12 protein-coding genes and 5 pseudogenes are annotated in these 19,859 nt (G+C 44.2%); 10 read left to right on the top strand and 7 right to left on the bottom strand.

All coding sequences use genetic code 11. The features are described 5' to 3' along the window. From ASL11_RS20535 to ASL11_RS20550, 3 genes and pseudogenes are all read left to right on the top strand, one after another. Positions 1–1,404: pseudogene (locus ASL11_RS20535) on the top strand (glycoside hydrolase family 32 protein); the annotation flags it as partial. Between the two features lie 464 nt (positions 1,405–1,868). Continuing rightward, positions 1,869–3,557, top strand: coding sequence for a GMC oxidoreductase (locus ASL11_RS20545; protein ID WP_056618947.1), 1,689 nt, complete (start codon positions 1,869–1,871; stop codon positions 3,555–3,557). Positions 3,558–4,079: 522 nt separating this feature from the next. After that, positions 4,080–4,466: a hypothetical protein gene (locus ASL11_RS20550; RefSeq protein ID WP_056618950.1), complete on the top strand. Its 387-nt coding sequence runs from the start codon at positions 4,080–4,082 to the stop codon at positions 4,464–4,466. Here the strand turns inward: ASL11_RS20550 and ASL11_RS20555 are convergent. The 4 genes from ASL11_RS20555 to ASL11_RS20570 are packed head-to-tail and all read right to left on the bottom strand — an operon-like array spanning position 4,463 to position 8,644. Next, entirely contained in the window at positions 4,463–5,557 is a 1,095-nt protein-coding gene (locus tag ASL11_RS20555; protein ID WP_056618953.1) for a GerAB/ArcD/ProY family transporter, read from the bottom strand. The two genes, ASL11_RS20550 and ASL11_RS20555, sit on opposite strands and share 4 nt — an antisense overlap. A gap of 30 nt (positions 5,558–5,587) precedes the next feature. Next, the gene (locus ASL11_RS20560; protein WP_056618956.1) at positions 5,588–5,830 is read right to left on the bottom strand and encodes a hypothetical protein; all 243 of its coding nucleotides are present in this window, start codon (positions 5,828–5,830) and stop codon (positions 5,588–5,590) included. Between the two features lie 14 nt (positions 5,831–5,844). Beyond that, positions 5,845–7,014, bottom strand: coding sequence for a Ger(x)C family spore germination protein (locus ASL11_RS20565; RefSeq protein WP_056618960.1), 1,170 nt, complete (start codon positions 7,012–7,014; stop codon positions 5,845–5,847). A 49-nt stretch (positions 7,015–7,063) separates the two neighbouring features. Continuing rightward, a complete protein-coding gene (locus ASL11_RS20570) occupies positions 7,064–8,644 on the bottom strand; it encodes a spore germination protein (protein WP_082595630.1) in 1,581 nt (526 codons plus the stop codon). A 187-nt stretch (positions 8,645–8,831) separates the two neighbouring features. Between ASL11_RS20570 and ASL11_RS38165 the strand changes: the two are divergent. Beyond that, positions 8,832–8,930, top strand: a pseudogene (locus ASL11_RS38165) (SDR family NAD(P)-dependent oxidoreductase); the annotation flags it as partial. Positions 8,931–8,983: 53 nt separating this feature from the next. Here ASL11_RS38165 and ASL11_RS20575 read toward each other — a convergent pair. Next, positions 8,984–10,639: a GMC oxidoreductase gene (locus ASL11_RS20575; RefSeq protein WP_056618963.1), complete on the bottom strand. Its 1,656-nt coding sequence runs from the start codon at positions 10,637–10,639 to the stop codon at positions 8,984–8,986. A 132-nt stretch (positions 10,640–10,771) separates the two neighbouring features. On the opposite strand from ASL11_RS20575, the pseudogene ASL11_RS37540 reads away from it, so the two are divergent. From ASL11_RS37540 to ASL11_RS35910, 3 pseudogenes are all read left to right on the top strand, one after another. After that, positions 10,772–11,494: pseudogene (locus ASL11_RS37540) on the top strand (ThuA domain-containing protein); the annotation flags it as partial. 75 nt (positions 11,495–11,569) lie between these two features. Beyond that, a pseudogene (locus ASL11_RS37545) lies at positions 11,570–12,610 on the top strand (aldose epimerase family protein); the annotation flags it as partial. A gap of 74 nt (positions 12,611–12,684) precedes the next feature. After that, positions 12,685–12,813, top strand: a pseudogene (locus ASL11_RS35910) (IS6 family transposase); the annotation flags it as partial. A gap of 92 nt (positions 12,814–12,905) precedes the next feature. Here the strand turns inward: ASL11_RS35910 and ASL11_RS20590 are convergent. Both ASL11_RS20590 and ASL11_RS20595 read right to left on the bottom strand, forming a co-directional pair. Continuing rightward, positions 12,906–14,549, bottom strand: a complete 1,644-nt coding sequence (locus tag ASL11_RS20590) for a helix-turn-helix domain-containing protein (protein WP_157256990.1) — start codon at positions 14,547–14,549, stop codon at positions 12,906–12,908. Then, the gene (locus tag ASL11_RS20595) at positions 14,546–16,351 is read right to left on the bottom strand and encodes a sensor histidine kinase (protein ID WP_056618969.1); all 1,806 of its coding nucleotides are present in this window, start codon (positions 16,349–16,351) and stop codon (positions 14,546–14,548) included. The genes ASL11_RS20590 and ASL11_RS20595 overlap by 4 nt, the downstream gene beginning before the upstream one ends. A 298-nt stretch (positions 16,352–16,649) precedes the next feature. On the opposite strand from ASL11_RS20595, the gene ASL11_RS20600 reads away from it, so the two are divergent. From ASL11_RS20600 to ASL11_RS20610, 3 genes are all read left to right on the top strand, one after another. Then, entirely contained in the window at positions 16,650–18,038 is a 1,389-nt protein-coding gene (locus tag ASL11_RS20600; RefSeq protein ID WP_056618972.1) for an ABC transporter substrate-binding protein, read from the top strand. 73 nt (positions 18,039–18,111) lie between these two features. Then, positions 18,112–18,996: a carbohydrate ABC transporter permease gene (locus ASL11_RS20605; protein WP_056620186.1), complete on the top strand. Its 885-nt coding sequence runs from the start codon at positions 18,112–18,114 to the stop codon at positions 18,994–18,996. 1 nt (position 18,997) lies between these two features. After that, on the top strand, positions 18,998–19,828 hold the full coding sequence (locus ASL11_RS20610; RefSeq protein ID WP_056618975.1) for a carbohydrate ABC transporter permease: 831 nt from the start codon (positions 18,998–19,000) through the stop codon (positions 19,826–19,828). The last annotated feature ends 31 nt before the right edge of the window (positions 19,829–19,859 follow it).

Below are 19,859 nucleotides of genomic sequence, written 5' to 3' on the forward strand. Positions count from 1 at the left end.
GATGAAGGGGTGGCCAGATGAAGGGGTGGCCATTCCTAAATATACAACCAGTAATGGCGATCCATGGAGCGGATCAGTCGTTGTGGACGAGAATAATACGGCAGGCTTTGGAAAAGAAGCGCTTGTAGCGATCGTGACACAGCCGTCTGCAGAAGGCGGGAAGCAGGAACAATATCTGTGGTACAGCACGGACAAAGGAAAAACATTTACTTCTTATCGTGACGATCCCATTATTCCGAATCCGGGTACAAAAGATTTTAGAGACCCGAAAATCATCTGGGATCATCAGATTAATAAATGGGTGATGACAATGGCGGAAGGGACGAAAATTGGTTTTTATGAGTCTCCGAATTTAAAAGATTGGCAATATACGAGTGGTTTTATGACAGGAAATATCGGAATTTTGGAGTGTCCTGATCTTTATTTGATGCGTGCGAATGACGGGATCTATAAATGGATTCTTGGTGTCAGCGCAAATGGTAAGTCAGCAGGTCAACCAAACACTTACGCCTATTGGACTGGACACTTTAATGGAAAGGAATTTTTCCCTGACCAAAGTGACCCTCAGTGGTTAGATAACGGCTTTGATTGGTATGGTGCTGTCACGTTTGAAGAAGGGAAAGACGCCGATAAATTCAATCATCGGTATGCTTTGGCTTGGATGAATAATTGGGATTATCCCCATAATACGCCAACCCTACAAGAAGGGTTTAACGGAACGGATTCGATTGTTCGTCAAATTAACTTAAAACATGATGGCGATACGTATCGTTTGGTTTCACAACCCATTGAAGCATTGAATCAATTGACAACTACAACGGATTCGTTGAAACCAATAGAGGTTAATGGCTCTAAAACTCTTCATGTAACAGGCGATGCATACCAGCTTGAGACAGATATATCGTGGTCAGAGATCAAAAATGTAGGATTGAGACTTCGAGAATCAACAGACAAAAACCGCCATGTAGATGTAGGTGTTTTTGCAGAGGGAAGGCACTCTTATGTCAACAGAGCATTAACAGGTCAGCCTGACCTGAGTGGTAAATATGTTGAAAGCAGGGCCCCCTTTGATGTGAGTAAGAAGCACGTTCACTTAAAGATTCTCGTCGATAAAACAAGCATTGAAGTCTTTATAGATGATGGAACCATCGTACGGCCGTATAACCTTTTACAATGGCAGCTAAAGCTAAATATGTTGAAAGCAGGGCCCCCTTTGATGTGAGTAAGAAGCACGTTCACTTAAAGATTCTCGTCGATAAAACAAGCATTGAAGTCTTTATAGATGATGGAACCATCGTATTTTCCAATGAAATTTTCCCGGAATTAAACGATCAAGGGATTACCCTATTTTCGGAAGGAGGCACCGCGATCTTTCATAATGTCGTAATCAAGCACTTCAACTAGCCCAAGAAGATTATCTCATTAAGGGCTGCGTAAATCGCGGTTACGGGTATCTTTGTATGTTTATGGCGGTTCGATGAAGGTATAACTCTTGGAGGTTGTGGTGCAAAGCTCTAATTCATGATAACGTAATCGATAATGAAGTCATGGGATGGAGCAACTTACTTTAGAAACCAAATTGGATTTATTTAGTTAAAGGGAATTGAGGCTTTACATATGATAAGGAAAGGGCAGGCCGAAAATAATTCGTCTGTCCTCTCTGATGTTGAATGGCTCAATAAAATATTTGGTATTGTGGCATAGTGAATTACAATTTATTAGGTACTTGCTATCTTTTTTAATTCTTGTACCACAACCATAGTAATTAGCATACATAAAGGCTCCAATCTCACATTATAGTATAAGTAGGGTACTTATCACTTTAACACATGAAGTACAGTAACAGGTCGGATGGAGAGTGAAAGCCGTTGAGAATATGGGTTTCTAACAACCGTGAAACACTTAGTGCTATCGCGATTAAAAACCGGTTACCCGTTGAAGAGCTAGTTTTGCTCAATCCGCACATTGTGCACCCGGATCTGGACATCACCGGCAAATCCGTCTATCTGCCTTCCGAAACTGAGATGAGCAATGAAATTCATTCAAGAGCCGATTCGAAAGGCTCCATTCCGACTTGCGCGGTCGCACCGCCAGAAATGCTGAATAACTGGATTCCCCTCACGCCTCTCTCTCAGATGGCAGAACAGGAATATGATGTTCTGATCATCGGTACCGGAGCCGGCGGTGGATCTGTCCTATGGCGATTGTGCGAACAATGGAAGAAGGAGAAGAAACGGATTGGTATCATTGAACGGGGAGATCAAGTGATCCCGACGCATGCAAGAAATCTGTCGACGTTGAACCAAGAGCGCCTCGTAGCCTATTTTAGTTACTTATCCAAGCCGCTCCCAGGTTCTTTACCCGAATATCCGGGAGCCAGACAGCTTTTTGCGCTGGGAGGCAGAACGCTATTCTGGTATGCGTTTACACCACGGTTGCATGAATGGGATCTGGCAAAATGGCCTATACCTGTCCAGGAGATGGAGAGCTACTACGGTATTGCCGAACAGGTTATGAATGTCACGGGAGCCTTTGCAGAAGGGGCGTCCTTCACCGAAATATTATTGGAGCGGTTGTGGCTCCGCGGTTATTCTAAAGCGTCACCTCTACCGGTTGCGGCTGATATCGTACCCCAATCTTTCGGTCAGACTCATACGGACATGTTTACGAGTTCTATTTCCCTGCTTGCCAGAGCTCTGAATCAGAGGCCTTTCGATTTGGCGATCAACGCACGTGCCACGAAAATACTTCATGATAATGGAAAAGTCACAGGAGTTACGGTCATTTCCCCAGATAAAACAGCGTATACCCTAAAAGCCAAAACAGTTGTTGTGAGTGCGAGTACGTTTGAGACACCTCGTTTGCTGCTGAATTCGGGATTTCAGAACCGAGCGTTGGGGCATTACCTGACGAATCAAACTTTTGTGCAAGCAACGGGAGTGATATCTACGACTGATTTCCCTGTCCCTTGGGGTCCTTTGAATATTATGATACCGCAAAGACCGGAAAAGCCATACTCTGTACTAATGACCGGGCCTGAAGCTTTCTACTGGTATCCAGTTAGCGTTGAAAGACCATTAACAGGCGAAACTACGGTCAACTTCTTTGGTTATGGTAAAGTCGAACCGAGATACGAAAATCGTGTAACTCTGAATCCGGATAAAATAGACGAATACGGCGTCCCTGAAATAAAGGTTCATTTCTCCTTGAGTGAGATGGATAAGAACGTCGTTGACCAAATGACGGAAGGGATAAAGCGCATTGCCAAGGATACGGGCGTACGTCTGATTAGTAAGAACGGCAATCCGCCTATTTGCTTGACCCCGCTCGGCGATTTGCATCATGATTCAGGCACATGCCGAATCGGAGACGATCCCAATACTTCCGTCGCTAATCAATATGGACAGATCCACGGAATCTCCGGCCTCTATGTGGCCGACAACAGTGTTCTGCCTTACATTGGGGCCGAAAATCTAACGCTGACCACAGTTGCGTTCGCCATTCGTGCGGCTGATCATATTATCAAACAAGGGGGCAAACAGCCGAAAACGAAATGAAGAGCCGCTGAACATTGTTGGAAGCAGGTGGGCTTTCCTGGCGTATCTAAGGGATATTGCGCATTTCGCAGTTTTTTGTTGACGATTGAACGACCAGGGGGGGGGCGTCATATGCTTGATGCCGATGTGATTGTAATCGGGTCAGGCGGCGGTGGAGCCGTCGCCGCCAAGGAGCTCCGATCATGCAGATCTGGATGTGGGACTCTATAAACATTTCATATGAAACAATATGAATGACCAGGTGTCAGGTACATTGTCGCTTCGGACCCGCGGATCGCCGTATGGTTAGCTCGAATCCATGGTTAGTGCTACTCGTAAGTTGAGGCTGTCTGCAATGATACATTGTTGACAACACCTGTTCTTCCTATTCTGTATTCTGAGGGGAAGAATAGGTGTTTTTCGTTATGGGAGTGTGATATTTTTCATTTACAAGCCGTGGATCAAAATGTGAAAATATTCACATAATGTTCAAGGAAAAAATCGCTTTATACCCCCGGGACTAACAAAATCACAATAGAAACTGTGACGAAACTAAGTAATGCGCTTTTTACACTTCGGCCGTCATTCTATCCCTCGAAGATCAATGATAACGGCATTTCTGGGCAAGTTAGCCTTACCTCTTATGTTGAGTCTGTGGTCACTACGGGTACGGCAAGTTTGACCGGGCCGGGCTTGGTAGGTCAAGTTGATATGATTAGTTTCACCTATAGCTTGGCGGGAGTACAGAAAGTATCCGCACAAGAGATTGCCGTTCGTTATGATGCTGAGCGCTTTGAGTTTGTGAACGCAGAATCGATGCTGAGTGGTACGGCCGTAGAGAAGGCCGATAATGATGCATCGGCCGGAGCCTTCTCCGTATCCGTGATGAAGGCAGGCATTTTGTACGGTAACAGACTAATGGTGATTTAACCTTTTTTCCTTAGTAGTGCTGCTGCGGTAACGACTATCAAAGGGAGCAAATATGCGAAAGTGGCCCAAAATGCATGTATGACTGAGACCGCATAAATCCAATGGGCTGATCCATTATCAATTTGATGCAGAGAATAGAGATAGCAGACAAACGTAATAGGAAAGACCAAGATACGATCGTCCCGAAGCTTAAATAATTTTGAAAGCGTCAAATTCAGTATGAAGAGCGTAATGGTTGCTTTTATAAAAGAAGTCAGGATTAAGGAGATGCCGATAACGGACTCAATTCTCTGTATGACATCAAGCAGGTCTATGATGCGAGCAACCTCAAACATCGAATATTTTCGTTCTCCTGCCATTGGACCGAACACGAGTATGGTGCTGAGTGTTACGGCGATTAATAGAAAACCATTTATAAACAAGGCAATATACATGCCTTTCTTTACATTTGGCCGATCTTCCGTACGTACATAAGGAAGAAGCATGGCCATAAGCACAAGTTCGACATAGGGGAAGCCGTATGAGAAATATGCACCGAGTATGACTGGCTTGATACCCTCTGGTAGGATGGGGAGCAGATGATCGATCTCGTAATTGCTGCTTGACAATATTATAATGAGAATGATGAAACTGAGAACCATCGCCATAGGAACAAAGAGCATTCGTGCGATCGATTCTATCCCTGAACGTACGGTCAGACTGACAATAACAAATATGATTAATACAAATAGATACAACGGGGTTTGGCGCATCATGGAACTGTTCATAAATAACCCAATATCCAGGACAATTCCGGAAGTCATGTGGAATTGAAACGTAATGAAGGGAATTGCTAGAAGAATCGTAATCCATTTACCGACTAAAGACCTGCTGGCTTCGATGAATGTAAGTTCTGGGAACTTATGGTACAAATAAAGTATACAGGATAGGAAGAATGCGCCGCATGCTATAGAGAGCAACAGGGAAATCCATGCTCCGTTTTTGGCGTAGCCGATGAGTGGTCCCGGGATATTTACAATGGAGGAACCTGTCATGAATGAAAAAAACAAGACACTCATTTGTAATGAACTAATTTGTTCCTTGGCTTTCAACACTTGCACCCCCACAGCAGATTTCATTAGTTAAGAGGGAACCGTTAGCAATTCAATAATGCGGCGGGCAGGAGTGCCAATGAGTGCTTCTGCAGCCTCTTCCAGAAACATCCATTTTAGGCTGAATGCATAACTAATGCCGAGATAAAGTGAAAGCAGCAGCATAGCTGAATAAGCAAAGAACTCTCGCCTGGCCAGGTTTTTAAGTTTCTGTCTATCCCCTATCCAAATGGCAACGTAAATCACAAGCAGCAGTAATATCTTTACCGACATTTTACTTGTCCCTTCTATTTTTTGAAAACTGGCTTGCCAATGGATGTTCCGCTGTTTAGGATCTTAACGTCAACCGCGATGTCGAACTCCGTGTTTGCAAAGCGGTCATCCCATGTTGGTTTCCATTCCTTCCATAAATGAGGATTTTTTTGGTAAATTTTATCACCCAAGCCGATGGCATCGAATTTATTTTTTTTTAACCACTCAATGGTTCCCTCTAATCGTTGTTTGATCGTCTCCTCCACTCTTCTTGCAAACTCCTTTTCTTCATCAACCTTTTCGACCTTGGAGCAGTTCAATTCCATGATCGCGATCTCTGCGTTAACCTTTACGTGAACTTTCAGCGAATCCTCGTTCATCACAGTAGGCTGCCATTTACTTTTGAGGGAGAGGACTTCAATATTTTCTAAATTCTGTTGGGGCTTAGACGGATTCTGGCAGGGGATATCGATCATTCCACTTTCATATTTGTTCAGAAACATTTGCAACATTTCTACGTCAGAAGGCTCTATTTTACCTGTGAATTTCCCCTTTCTAAGCATGGCAGCTCCGGCAATGTTCGTGACTGTCTTTCCATTTTGGGATAGATACAGATAGGGAACCATTGCGTTGCCGACCTCGCTTTTCATTTGCAGACCCAATTTCAGCAAATTGGTTTTTACTGTTTTGCTACTAGAGGATGCAGATGATTTTTCACTTTGAACTAATTGTTGGCTAATCGTATTTTCAATGAGGGGTTTCATGTTCAAATATTTGTCCGCTCTTCCTTGTGCGATCATGATGGAAACCGTCAGTCGGGGCTCATGATCCCGATAAAAAAATTCGAGTAAACTAAATATTTCCTGTTCACGAGCCAGTTCTTCTCCGATAATAATCAGACGGGTATGACTCCACTGTGTTTTGCGGCCGAGATTAATAGGGATATCCCGAATGGCTCTTGGAAGCGTTGCATCGACTGTGGTCACATTGGTATATGCTGATTCGGTTGATTTACCGCCAACCATACTAATGCCTTGGGTTGGCCTGAAAATCTGTGTAGTCAATAAAATTTTTCCATTCTCGGTTTTATCCACGGCAATCCCCATAACAAACCCTTTCTCAGGAAGCTCGGCTCGATCCCAGCAACCTGTCAAGACGAAAAGTGCCGATAAGCTTATGCACAATATCCATATCTGCCTTTTCATGATGGTTGTTCTCTCCCGATTCGCGAGCTGGATTGTTTCCAAAGCTGCCTTAATGAGGGTTTCGCGGTGAGCGCATTAATATACGGAGTGGCGCACGAATGAATATATCTTTCATATGTTTCGGTATAAAAGGAGCGAGTGAGCTTAGATAAGGCTGGCCTAATGAACGTAAATTCGCCAAGTGAAGCCAAATAATCATGAAGGCCATTAATATGCCGAATATGCCCATCGTAGCTGCGAATATCATGATAGGAAACCGTAAAATACGCAGTGCTATGGCCAAATTATATTGGGGTACGGCAAAGGACGCAATTCCGCTTAAGGCAACGGTGATCACCATAATCGGTGATGCGATGCCGGCATTGATGGCCCCTTCTCCAATTACAAGCGCTCCTACAATACTCACGGCTGAACCGACCGGACGCGGCAGCCGAATTCCAGCCTCCCGCAGCAGTTCAAAGAAAAATTCCATAATGAATGCTTCGAAGACAGCTGGGAATGGAATTCCTTCACGAGAATTGATTATGGCAAGCAGGAGAACGGTCGGAATTAATTCTGGATGAAAAGTGGATAAAGCAATATATACGCTGGGCAAACCCACGGCAATAAATAAGGCTGCAAGTCTCAATAAACGAATAAGACTTGCAACGATGGTTCTTTGGTAATAATCTTCGCTTGATTGCAGCAGTTCAACTAACAAACCGGGACAGATCAGCATGGAACCCGTCCCTTCAACCAACACAACAATTTTCCCTTCCAGTAAGGATGCAACTGCTACATCCGGTCTTTCAGTGTAACGAAATTGAGGAAATGGAGAGTATGACGAATCCTCAATAGCTTCTTCAATATACGAGGTTTCTAAGATCTCCTTGCCCTGAAGACGGGTCAGTCTCCTTTGGAATTCGGCTAACATATCAGGATCAACGGTTCCCTCCAAATAACCATAAGCAACTCTTGTTTTCGTTTGACCCGTGACTGGCGGCATTTCAACTTTAAAATTCGGGGTCTTTAACCGAATGCGCAGCATGCCTAAATTTTTAGATAAATTTTCAACTGTGCTTTCGCGAGGTCCTTGTACGACCGGTTCGGTGACCGATTCGGTGACTTGTCTGGTTTCAAGACCTATCGCATTATAGCATAGGGCTTTATTCCAATGGTCAACGAAGATGATCAGCTTGCCGAGTAGTACTTCGTTAATTGCCTCATTTAAATCTTCAATTAATGAGGCGCTTTGTGCCGAGGCGACATGATGGCTGAAAAAGAAGTTAATATCATCCGGAGTAACCATCGTTCCTGGGCCAACTTCTTGTGTAACCAAGTCCTGGAGCGATTCTTTAAAGAAATTATGCTCTTTTTTTTGAATCAGTGAATCCGAATAGATGGAGAATGCGGCATACTTCATTTCTGGACCGTAGTGCCACTCCAGAATGACAATGTCGCTGCAGCGATTGAATATCGTCTTCACTTTCAACAGATTGTCCATCAAATGGTCAGATATGGCAGCGGGGTTTGCATCTGAAAGTAAAGACGGATTCACAGTGTTAGTTGTAGAAAGTGGTTCATTAATAAAGTTAGGCAAAGGCGTATTGTTGCGATGACGAATTTGAGTAAGCTTTTTGAATAGGTTCATAAGTCCAATCCTTCCCTAAGGATTGTATTATTTTTCCCATAATGCTGGAAAGTAATTCGCTGGAAAGTCATCGCTGTTAAATATTTTTAGGCTATCACCTAGTCGTGCAATGAAGAATAATCTGTAGGGAACTAATGCCAGTGGAGGCATTCAAAATCACAATCATATTGGATCCGGGAAATGACTAAATAAAGTGGCGATTATTACGGGGGGAGACAGCGGTATTGGACGTGCAATTGCGTTATCGCTTATCAAAAGAGGAATCCATATTAACGCGGGATCGTATTGTAGGACGTGGACTCCTCTTATTCCAGCATCTCTGAGTATAAAGGACTTTGATCATGACTCTTGTAGTGACTTGATGATGTAATCCGCCGTACGAATCGCCAATGCCACGATGGACAATGTAGTATTCGTTGCGCCTATGGAGGGCAGCACGCTGCCGTCTGCTATGTAAAGACCGGATATACCATGAATTTGTCCGTACCTGTTCGTGGCGGAGGTCTGAGGGTCATCCCCCATTCGGCATGTTCCAGACTCGTGGTTATCGGTTCCGATCGGCATTAAACAAATCTCTGGAGTACCGTTCTGGGTCGTTGCCAGCTCCAACTGCATAGCTCTGGAAGCTTGTTGTAAGGCGATCGACATCTGCCGGATAACCGCTTCATCCTTCTCACTGTAGCTGAAATTGACTTGTATTTCCGGTACCCCGTATGAGTCTCGACTTAACGGATCCACATAAACTCTGTTTTCGTAACGTGATTCCACCTCGCCGGAAGCGCCGTAAAAACTGATTTTCCACAGATCCTTGATCGGCTTTTGTTCATATTGATAGTTAAAATATTGTTCCGGTCCTTGGAGTTGAAGCTGATAGGGACGCCCTATATGCTGCGGAATGATAATTCCCAATACGCCTAGCGGCTCAGAAAATCCTCGGGTATTTACACTTGCCGTGGCAATCAAGTACGAATGGTTAATGAGATAACGGCCGATTGCCCTTCCCGGAATCTTGGAGTTAAGCAATATTCGCGGAGTTTGTAATGCGCTTGCCGATAATACGATTGTTTTTGCCTTAATGAAATGGGATTTCTTATCCGGGGTCATCACCCGAACTCCCACTGCTTTACCAAGATCCGTAACCACTTCTGTAACATAGGTATTAACGGCTAAATCAAATGGACGATGCGCTAATGCTCTCGCCAAAGAAACGATGGTACTGTAAAAAACATTTGAATGAATTTTACCGAATCTGGTTTGATCCAGATCGGCAGCGACTGGGATGTTATCTGCATTCTCAAAGCCGTTTTCCCGAAGACGATTCAGCAGGTTTTGGGTAATCGACGAATCCTTTGTATAAGCGCGAGTGACGCTCATCAATTCTTCGGCGATATTGTAATAAATATTCATTTCCTGAATGGAAACCGGCCATCGGGCTAACACGTGATCAGGCATGCGCGGGGTGATCGCCCCCCAGAGCAAAGTTCGTCCGCCTAACGTATAAAAAAGCTTTGCGCCGGGAAGCTGCGGGAGCCGCTTGCCAATTGGATAAGTTATATTATAGGGTCTTAATATTCGAAAGTTATCACCGTTTATAGTCGCGATGTTCATGCAATGGGTAGGCAGGGAAATGTCCCCTCTTTCAACGACGCCAATCTTCTTTCCGTTGTTTCCCCACTGTTCGGCTAACCGCCAAAGGGCAGCGCCTCCTCCGGCACCTGTTCCCACAATAAGTACATCGTATTCGGTTTGAGCCATTTGTTCTGCGGAAGTGATTGGAATCCACTCGCGAAGAAATTCCGACTCGGGTACAGGCGGGCAAAATTCGCCAAAGATGCGGTTATCGGATTCAGGCATGTTCGTGGCAGGAAGGTTAACCCGCTCACCTGTGATAATGGTATCGGGACTTGCGATATGTGGATTAACCGACATCATTTGCAGTAATCCTATCTGAAGTTTTTGAGAAATTGTAACCAGGGTATCATTGTGATCAGCCATATAGATCCTCAATGTAATCACTTCCTTTTAAATAACGTATATGCTCTGGGTACCTATGTTAATGACTTGGCGGATGATATATGGAGGGATTATTCAATGAAGGTAAGGATTGGCAGTGGGCAGATGTTTGAAATGAAACCGATCCGCGTGACCATATGGAATGAATTTATTCATGAGAGAACAGACCCTGGGGTAGCTCGCATCTATCCAAAAGGCATACATCAAGCGATTTCTGCTGGTATTGAACCGTACGGATTTCGAACTCAAACGGCAACCTTGGAGCAGCCCGAGCACGGATTAACGACGGAGATGCTTAACCGTACGGATGTATTGATCTGGTGGGGGCATCTGGCTCATGATAGGGTATCAGATGAGATTGTCGATAGAATTCAAGCAAGGGTATTGCAAGGCATGGGACTCATCGTACTTCATTCTGGCCATCGTTCGAAAATTTTCCGGAGATTAATGGGGACTTCATGTGATTTGAAGTGGAGAACAATGGCGGAGCGGGAAAGGTTATGGGTAGTCGATCCTTCACACCCGATTACAGCAGGAATTGGCGAATTTATCGAATTGCAAACGGAAGAGATGTATGGAGAGTTTTTTGATATCCCAGCCCCTGAGGAGCTTGTATTTGTCAGTTGGTTTCAGGGCGGAGAGGTATTTCGCAGCGGCTGTACCTATAGGCGTGGACTCGGGAAAATCTTTTACTTCCGACCAGGACACGAAGAGTACCCTACCTATCACAACAAATATGTTTTGCGGGTTATTGCAAATGCAGTAAACTGGGCCGCGTCACCTCATGGAGCAGAACCTGTATACGGATTCATGCGACCGCTTGAGAAAATAAATAAAGTCGGGCCTCCTTTACCCATTCAGGCGAACGCAGCTTTCGGCACCATATCCAAGCAATATTTCGGGAAAACCGCTGATGATGAACCGATATATCTCTATACATTAACTAATAAACATGGCATGCAAGCCTCAATAATGACTTACGGCGGTATTATGCTGACTCTTAAAGTACCTGATCGCCACGGAGTATTAGAAGATGTTCTTCTTGGTTATGGGACGTTGGAAGATTTCTTGCGAACCGGGAATAAGCCATACTTTGGGTCGGCTATTGGACGTTATGCAAATCGCATTGCAAATGGCCAATTCAGTCTTGATGGCGTGACCTATCGGCTATCCGTAAATGAACCACCCAATACGCTTCATGGCGGAAAAAGGGGATTTAATAAAAGGGTATGGGCATCAGAGGAAGTCTATCACGAAGACGCAGTTGGAGTCGCGTTATACTATACGAGTAAAGATGGTGAAGAGGGTTTCCCAGGTAATCTTGGAGTAAAACTTACCTACACGCTGACAGACAACAATGAGCTAATCATTAATTATTCAGCTATGACAGATAAGAAGACCGTTGTAAATTTGTCCCAACATAACTATTACAACTTGGCAGGCGCGGGGAATGGGAATATTCTTGATCATGTGCTTACGATTCACGCTGACCGATTTACGCCGATTGTGCCAGATCTTATTCCGACTGGGCACATTCAAAGTGTTGCCGGTACACCGCTTGATTTCCGGATCCCGACAACAATTGGTGCAAGGATCCACGCCCAAGATCCACAGATGAGGTATGCAAGAGGCGGTTATGATTTTAATTATGTCCTGAATCCAAGCGGTGCGGCTATGGATAAGGCAGCAAGTGTCTATGAACCGAATTCGGGCCGGATGATGGAGGTCTATACGACACAGCCAGCTTTACAGTTTTATTCAGGGAACGGTCTAGATGGAAGTGAAATCGGAAAGGGAGGCATAGCGTATAACCGGTATGACGGGTTTTGTCTTGAGACCCAGCATTATCCTGACTCCCCGAATCATCCCAATTTCCCTAGCACGGAATTGCTCCCAGGTCAGATTTACGAACAAACGTCCGTCTATAAGTTTTCAGCAAGAGCAAGCAAGTAGAAGCTATGCTTGTGGTGCAAAACTCTAATTCATGATAACGGAAACCAAATTGGATTTATTTAAAATGGAAGCAATCCCATACAACGATCATGAGATGGGTCCATGAGCTTGGACCCGAAATAGATAAACGAATCCGCAGCTATTTGAAACCCTCAAACGATTCGTGGCGTACGGACGAAACCTACATCAAAGTCAAAGGTCAAAATATTTGGTATTGTGGCATAGTTAATTACAATTTAATGTTAAATCAGACCCTCAGCCTATTGCTGTGGGTCTTTTTGTAAGAGAAGATTCATTATTTCGGATCGTGTGCTTCTTTCTTGTATTGAGAAGGGGAGAGACCGGTCCATTTCTTAAATGTTCTTGTAAAATGAGCCTCGTCGAAGTAGCCGACTTCTCTGGCGATCGTCTGAATTTTGTGGGCACCCGTTTGAAGCAAAGCTTTTGCTTTTTCAATCCTATATTGATGGATATAATCAAGAAAATTAATGCCTAGTTCTTGTTTGAACAGTGTGGATAAATACGTGCTGGATACGAATAATTCTTTCGCTACACTAGCCAGAGACAATGCGGCAGAGTTATAGTTTTGAGCGATTCTCTCCACGGCCTGTTGAACTTTACGACGAGGTGTTTTTTGTGGATTGCGAAGCTCAACCCATTGCTGAATCGCTTTATAAACGAGGCCAGACAGTTCTTCAAGCGTCTCTACGCGATGAACCTGATCTGCCATAGCAACTAGGCTATCCGACCAACCAGATTCGGCTGACTCCTGTTCATTGCCGAGCTGCATAAGCCGAGCTAGTAAAGAGAGCGTCTGAAGGTTAATTTCTGTCCGAGAGAGCGCGTGTTCCGCGTGGAAATACTCGAGCCACTGTTCGGTAAGATTAAGTGCTTCTGCGTAAAGACCGGATCGAAGATGGTCGACGAGCAGGGGCTCAAGTCGAATTCGGTCAGGGTCACCTTGCAAGGGATGTTGTTCCAGTTGTGCGGCTTCTGATTGATTGTAGTAATAGATCCCGCCTAAACCACGGTAAAATCGCAGCTGGAGTGCAGAGGTCGCCTCATGATAGGCTTCCGCTAGATTATCGATGCTCGCCTTTGAACGGCTAATTCCGATGCTGACCGTGATCTTTAAATACTTCTCCAGATTACGTTGAAGCTGGGTTAAACCTGTCGTTAATTTATCCGTAAGTAGCTCGATAGTTCCGCTGCATATAGCCACAATTCCATCTTGATCCTTAATAACCTCAACAGGCTGTCGGATGTTTTGCTCAAGTGTTTCCTGGACGATATTTGTTGTAGCAAACTGAATTAATTGCAGGTCTGTGCGGTTGTAGTTGAGCTCTTCCAGAGGCTTACCATCTGGCTGAATAACGATGACAATTGTATGCTTGTCGGGAATAGATATGCCCAGCTTACGAATTTGCTCGCTCCGATTTTCATTCGTGCGCTTAGGTTGATGAAGCCACTCAAGTAGCGTCTGTGATTTTACAATAGGTATGTTTTCCTTCAATTGATAGTGAAGACCGTTTAACTCATGTTCTTGTTTTCTTTTATCCCTTGTTTTCATAACGACTTGTTCAAACACAGCTGCAATTTCTCTTGGCGGACAGGGTTTGATGATAAAGTCAAATGCGCCAAGGCGTAAGGCACGCTGTGCGTACTCGAAATCGCTATAGCCGGAGAGCAGCACGGAGGGGATATCGAAATGCTTGTTGTGTATTTCGGTTAATAGCTGCAAGCCATCCATAATTGGCATACGAATATCGGAGAGTAGAAGGTCCACGCCACCTGATTTGATGATCTCCAGGGCTTCCAAACCATTACTGGCTTGACCGCATACTTGTATGTCGAGCGCTCCCCAGTCGATCATGGTCAGCAAGCCTTCACGTGTCGTTATTTCATCTTCAACAATTAGCAGATTTAGCAGAATTCTCACCTCTTCGAATTGGGTAGAAGTAATTGAAGTCTTGTTCCGAAATTTTCCATGCTACTAATCTCCATCGTCGCTTCAGTTCCGTAAAAAAGCCGGATCCGGTTCATGATGTTCTGAAGTGCAAAGCCTTCGTTACGTGAGGTTTGATGTGGCTGTTCGGTATAAAGCTGCTCTTGAATCATCCTCAGTCTACTATCTGGTATACCGACCCCATTATCCGTTATTTCGATCTGAATCATGTCGGGATGACCTTCGAATGGAGCAACGGAGACATGAATAAAGCCGATATCATTGGTCAACGGTTCTAACCCATGTACAATCGCATTCTCAATGAGCGGCTGAATCAGCAGCTTAGGAATTTTAAAACTTACTAAGTCAGGATGAAGCTCCATCTCATAGGAAAGCTTTTCTCTGTAACGCATTTTTTGCAAAAATAAGTAATGCTCTGCCAGCTTCATTTCTTCCTGCATCTCAATAAAATCCCTGCCTTGACTGAGGCTAATTTGGAAAATACCCGATAAGGAATAAATCATCTCCGCTACGGTGTGCTCACCGTTTTTTTGCGCAGTCCAAGCAATTGTATTTAAGGTGTTATATAGAAAATGCGGGTTAATTTGCGATTGAAGCACTTTGAGCTCGGCTTGTCGCTGTTTAATATCGAAAGCATAGACATCGTCAATTAATTGGCTGATTCTACGAACCATGATATTGTAGCCAGAGCCGAGTTGTCCGAGCTCATCTTTCCCTTGGATGCCAACTTGTTGGGAAAAATCGCCTTTCTGAAATTTTTTCATCGATGATAAAATGAGCTTGATTGGTTGAGTAATAACACTGGCAACGGACCAAGACACAAGCAGACTCATGACAAAGGTTAGGCATAGAATGACAATTGTAATCCATTTAATCCGATTCAGCTGCGATAGTAAATCCGCTCGAGGCTGCAGCACCAGTACATGCCATCCAGTCAGAGCGGATTGTGCATGAGAGAACACCCAGTCAGACCGCTCAATGGTTGAATCAATTTGATCCGGAAGGTCGATAGTTCTAGTGAAATAAGGGAGCTCGCCTACCGGCTTTCCGATCCAAGCACCGTTAGTATCAGAAATAATATGGCCATCTGAGTTGATGACAATAATTGTTGTTTTATCTCCGGGCGTTGAGTAGGAGCGCCGGATATCCTTTTCATCAATACCCAGAATCAGTATGCCTTCTGCTTTTAGAGTAACGTCGTTTTTCAAAATTTTGGTCAGCAGCAGCTTGTTCTTCGTATCTCCGTAAAAAATACTTTTGCTGTGATTAGGTACTTCAATGCTCCAGTCATCTATTTTTTTTCTTGTAAGGAAGCCTTCGTAATCGAATTTCTCCTTATATTCTTCAAATGAGATTGCAGATGATAATCCTTTATTATTGAATTGAATTGGACTAAAGTGAGATGAGTAAATGGTTAAGAATTGAAAGTAAGGTCGCGTTACCATTAGTCGGTTAATCATGAGAATGGAGTCATTGTTGATGTAACTATCGCTTGTTGAGTCCGACTTGAGCATGACTTGCAGCTCAGGGGTTAAATACAAATAATCGGAGATATCCAATGCGTCTTGCGCGATGTAATCGAGATGATCAATCGCTTGTCTGGCTGAGCCTGCTTGCTCAAGGGTTAGCTTGGAAACGATTTCATTTGAGGCTACATTGTACGAATATACACCTGTGATGGTAATTGTAACTAGCAGCAACGGAGCAAACCAGAGTAACAGCTTTCTTTGAAGCGGTAAATCCAAATACCACTGGGGGGACAGATTTAAGCTCATTGTTGTACCTTCTCTGCTAGCAGGATAACTTCATCATAAGAAAGAAGCGCAGGGGAAGCAACATAAAAATAACCAAATCCGAGCGCAATGTGAAAAATATACAATAAAATCATAATAACGGACAAATTTAATTGAGGGTAGAGTCCTCTCTATGGATTAGGCGCTAGAAAGTGGTAGCACAACCTGAAATTTGTACAACAACACCTGAAAAATCGTGTCTAACAATTGAACCTAGGCTCCTCTACAATGTGTTCATGGGTACAAGGAATACCAAATTAGAACAATGAAGGTGGGTACTATGAGAACATTACGATTCAAACAGGCAGGAATTAGCCTCGCTGTAATTACAACTGCAATCGGACTCACAGGCTGTGGAAGTGAATCTTCCCCATCACCGAGTCCAGCAGCATCAGCTGCAACTACCGTGGCTTCAGCAGCTCCAGCAGCAGAAACAACTAAGGCTGAGAAAATTACACTCTCCTTTTTTACGAACAATTCGGATCGCTCGGTAGGGCAAGGCAAGCTTGAACAAGAGTTGATCGACGCGTATATGAAGAATAATCCGAATATTACTATCAAGGTCGAGACACTTTCTCCCGATCCACAATATCAAGACAAGATTAAGGTCTATAATGCTTCCAATCAACTGCCAGATATTATTAGCGCTTGGGGAAATACGAACTTCCTTAAACCGTTAGTCAACAATAATGCACTAGCTGAAATTAATAAGGATGATTTGAAGAATATGGGTTTTATCCCATCCTCACTCGATGGCTTCTCATTTGACGGTAAGTTGTACGGGATTCCACGTAATTCAGATTTCTGGGTGCTGTATTACAACAAGAAAGTTTTTGCGGACAACGGTTTGCAAGTACCGAAGACGGAAGCTGAACTAATCAGTGTATTTGATAAATTGAAGGCGAAGAAAATAGTTCCGATTGCAATGGATGGTAGAGAAGCTTGGACGTCAGGCTTGTGGTTCGATACCTTGCTGCAACGAGCTTCTGGTACTTGGGATACGTCGAAGAAGGCGATGGATCGAAGCGGTTCCTATAAAGATCCAGCTACGATGGAAGCAGCGAAGGCTATGCAGCGCTGGGTGAAAGCGGGAGCTTTCGGAGATGGGTTCTTAAATCAGGACTACGGCGCAGCCCGCAATATGTTCGGGCAAGGTAAAGCGGCGATGTTCATGATGGGCGAGTGGGAGATGGGAATGGCTGCGGATACGAATTTCCCTGAAGACGTGCGTAACAATATTGGAGCATTTCCAATTCCGAGCATAGAGGGTGGCAAAGGAAGTGCGGATGATTTAACCGCATGGTTTGGCGGAGGATACGCGGTTTCTAATAACTCGAAGCACAAGAAGGAAGCCATAGCGTTCTTGGAATGGATGTTTCGTCCGGATGGCTGGGCCAAAGGTGTTTGGCAAAATGGGATTACGTTCCCTGCACAAAAATATGATCAATATTTGACAGGCAAGGAAACGGAAGTCCAGAAGGATTTGACGAAAATTTTCAATAATTCCAAAACGTATAGCGGAACTGTAGCCCAAGACAAATTCTCATCCGATACGCAAAAGACGTTCTATGATTCGATTCAGAAGCTCGAGGGAAGTAAAATGACGCCTGAAGAGTTTGCGAATGGCATTGATGAAGCAGCAGACAAGTCGGCAAAGGCAACAAAATAGCTAGCATAAATAAAAGAGGGGCTATCGGCTGAGGATAGTAGGTGGCCCCCATGTTTCCGATAGGGTGATGAGCATGAATACCATCATAAGTGACAAAAGAACGATTTTCTGGCTTGTAGCTCCGGGATTCATTTTGTTTACAGCCATGATTTTCATTCCCATTCTAGTAAGCTTTTATTACAGCTTGACGAATTGGGACGGTGTAGCGGAATACCACTTCATTGGCCTGAACAATTTCGTTGAAATCTTGACCAACGACGAAGTGTTTTGGAAGTCTTTACTTAACTCTGTTCTACTTGGTCTAGCGCTAGTACTCGTTCAGCATCCGTTTGCCGTACTGATTGCCATGCTGGTGCAATACTGTGGACGATTTGAGAAATTGCTGCGTGTTTGCATCTTCATTCCTTCCATCATCTCAACGTTTGTTACGACGCAGCTGTGGGTCAGCGTATTTAATACGCAATTCGGGCTGCTTAATCGGATGCTGGAGGTCATCGGTTTAGAGTCGTGGAAGCAGGACTGGTTGGGAGATTCAAAGCTGGCCATTTGCTGCATTATATTCGTGTGCATGTGGCAAGGCTTCGGCTACGCATTCTTGCTCTATTATGCAGGGATCAAGGGCGTTCCCAAGGATCTTCATGAAGCGGCCATGCTGGATGGGGCGTCGCAAATGCAGCTCAATTGGAAAATCATTTTCCCCTTGCTTGCACCTGTCCTTAGAGTCAATATTATTTTGGCAGTTGTGGCAGCTTTCAAGCAGATGGAGACGGTGTATTTAATGACAGGAGGAGGGCCGGCCAACAGCACGCAATTTTTATCGACCTACCTATACTCCAAAGCATTTCGCGAGGGCTTGTATGGTTACGGGAATGCTATATCGATCGTGTTCGTAATCATTTGTTTGTTAGTTACCCTCCTGTTAAATCGTGCGCTGAAGAAAGACGTAGGTGAGTTTTAAAATGAAAATACGTGGCTTTGCAGGTCATCTATTTGCTGTAAGTATGACGCTTCTCGTCTTGGCTGAGCTGTTTCCGCTCGTGTGGCTATTTGACTTTTCTCTTTTGAAAAGTGGGGATTTTTTTGGATCGCGTATATTGAAATGGCCTAACCCGCCGATGTGGAAAAACTACGTAGACGCTTTCAAGGGTGCGCATATTATGGTGCTGTTCTTGAATAGTCTGCTCGTTTCCATATTCGCCATAGCCATCATCGTCGCGCTATCGATCACGATGGGATACGCCTTTACGAGAATGCGCTGGAAGATGCGAAATACCTTTTTTGGGCTCATCATGGTTGGCATGATCATTCCGATTTATGCCACTTTACTGCCTAACTTTATTTTATTCAAGCAAGCTGGCATTTTAAATTCGTACTTATCACTCATTCTGCCATATGCGGCGTTTGCAATCCCGGTCAGTATGTTCATTATTACAGGTTTCTTGGAATCGATTCCACGAGCATTGGAAGAAGCAGCTATTATGGACGGTCTTGGCGTGCCAGGCATGATTTACAAAATTATTGTGCCCCTTCTAAAGCCTGCTATAGCCACGGTTGCAGTGTTAGCCTTCCTCAGCTGTTGGAACGAGTTTATTATGGCTGTTACGTATATTGATAAAGATTCCTTGAGAACGCTTCCTTTCGCTGTTGTTTATTTTATGGGGCAGTATTCATCCAATTATGGGGCACAATTCGCGGTTTTAGCGATCATCGCAATACCCTCTATTCTGATTTATCTGGTATTTACTGATCAAATCACGAGGGGCATCACGGCTGGCGCTGTTAAAGGCTAGTCCATAGCTGTATTAAATTTTAGGAGGAAGC

This window comes from Paenibacillus sp. Soil750, assembly GCF_001428045.1.
Classification (GTDB): Bacteria; Bacillota; Bacilli; order Paenibacillales; family NBRC-103111; genus Paenibacillus_E; species Paenibacillus_E allorhizoplanae.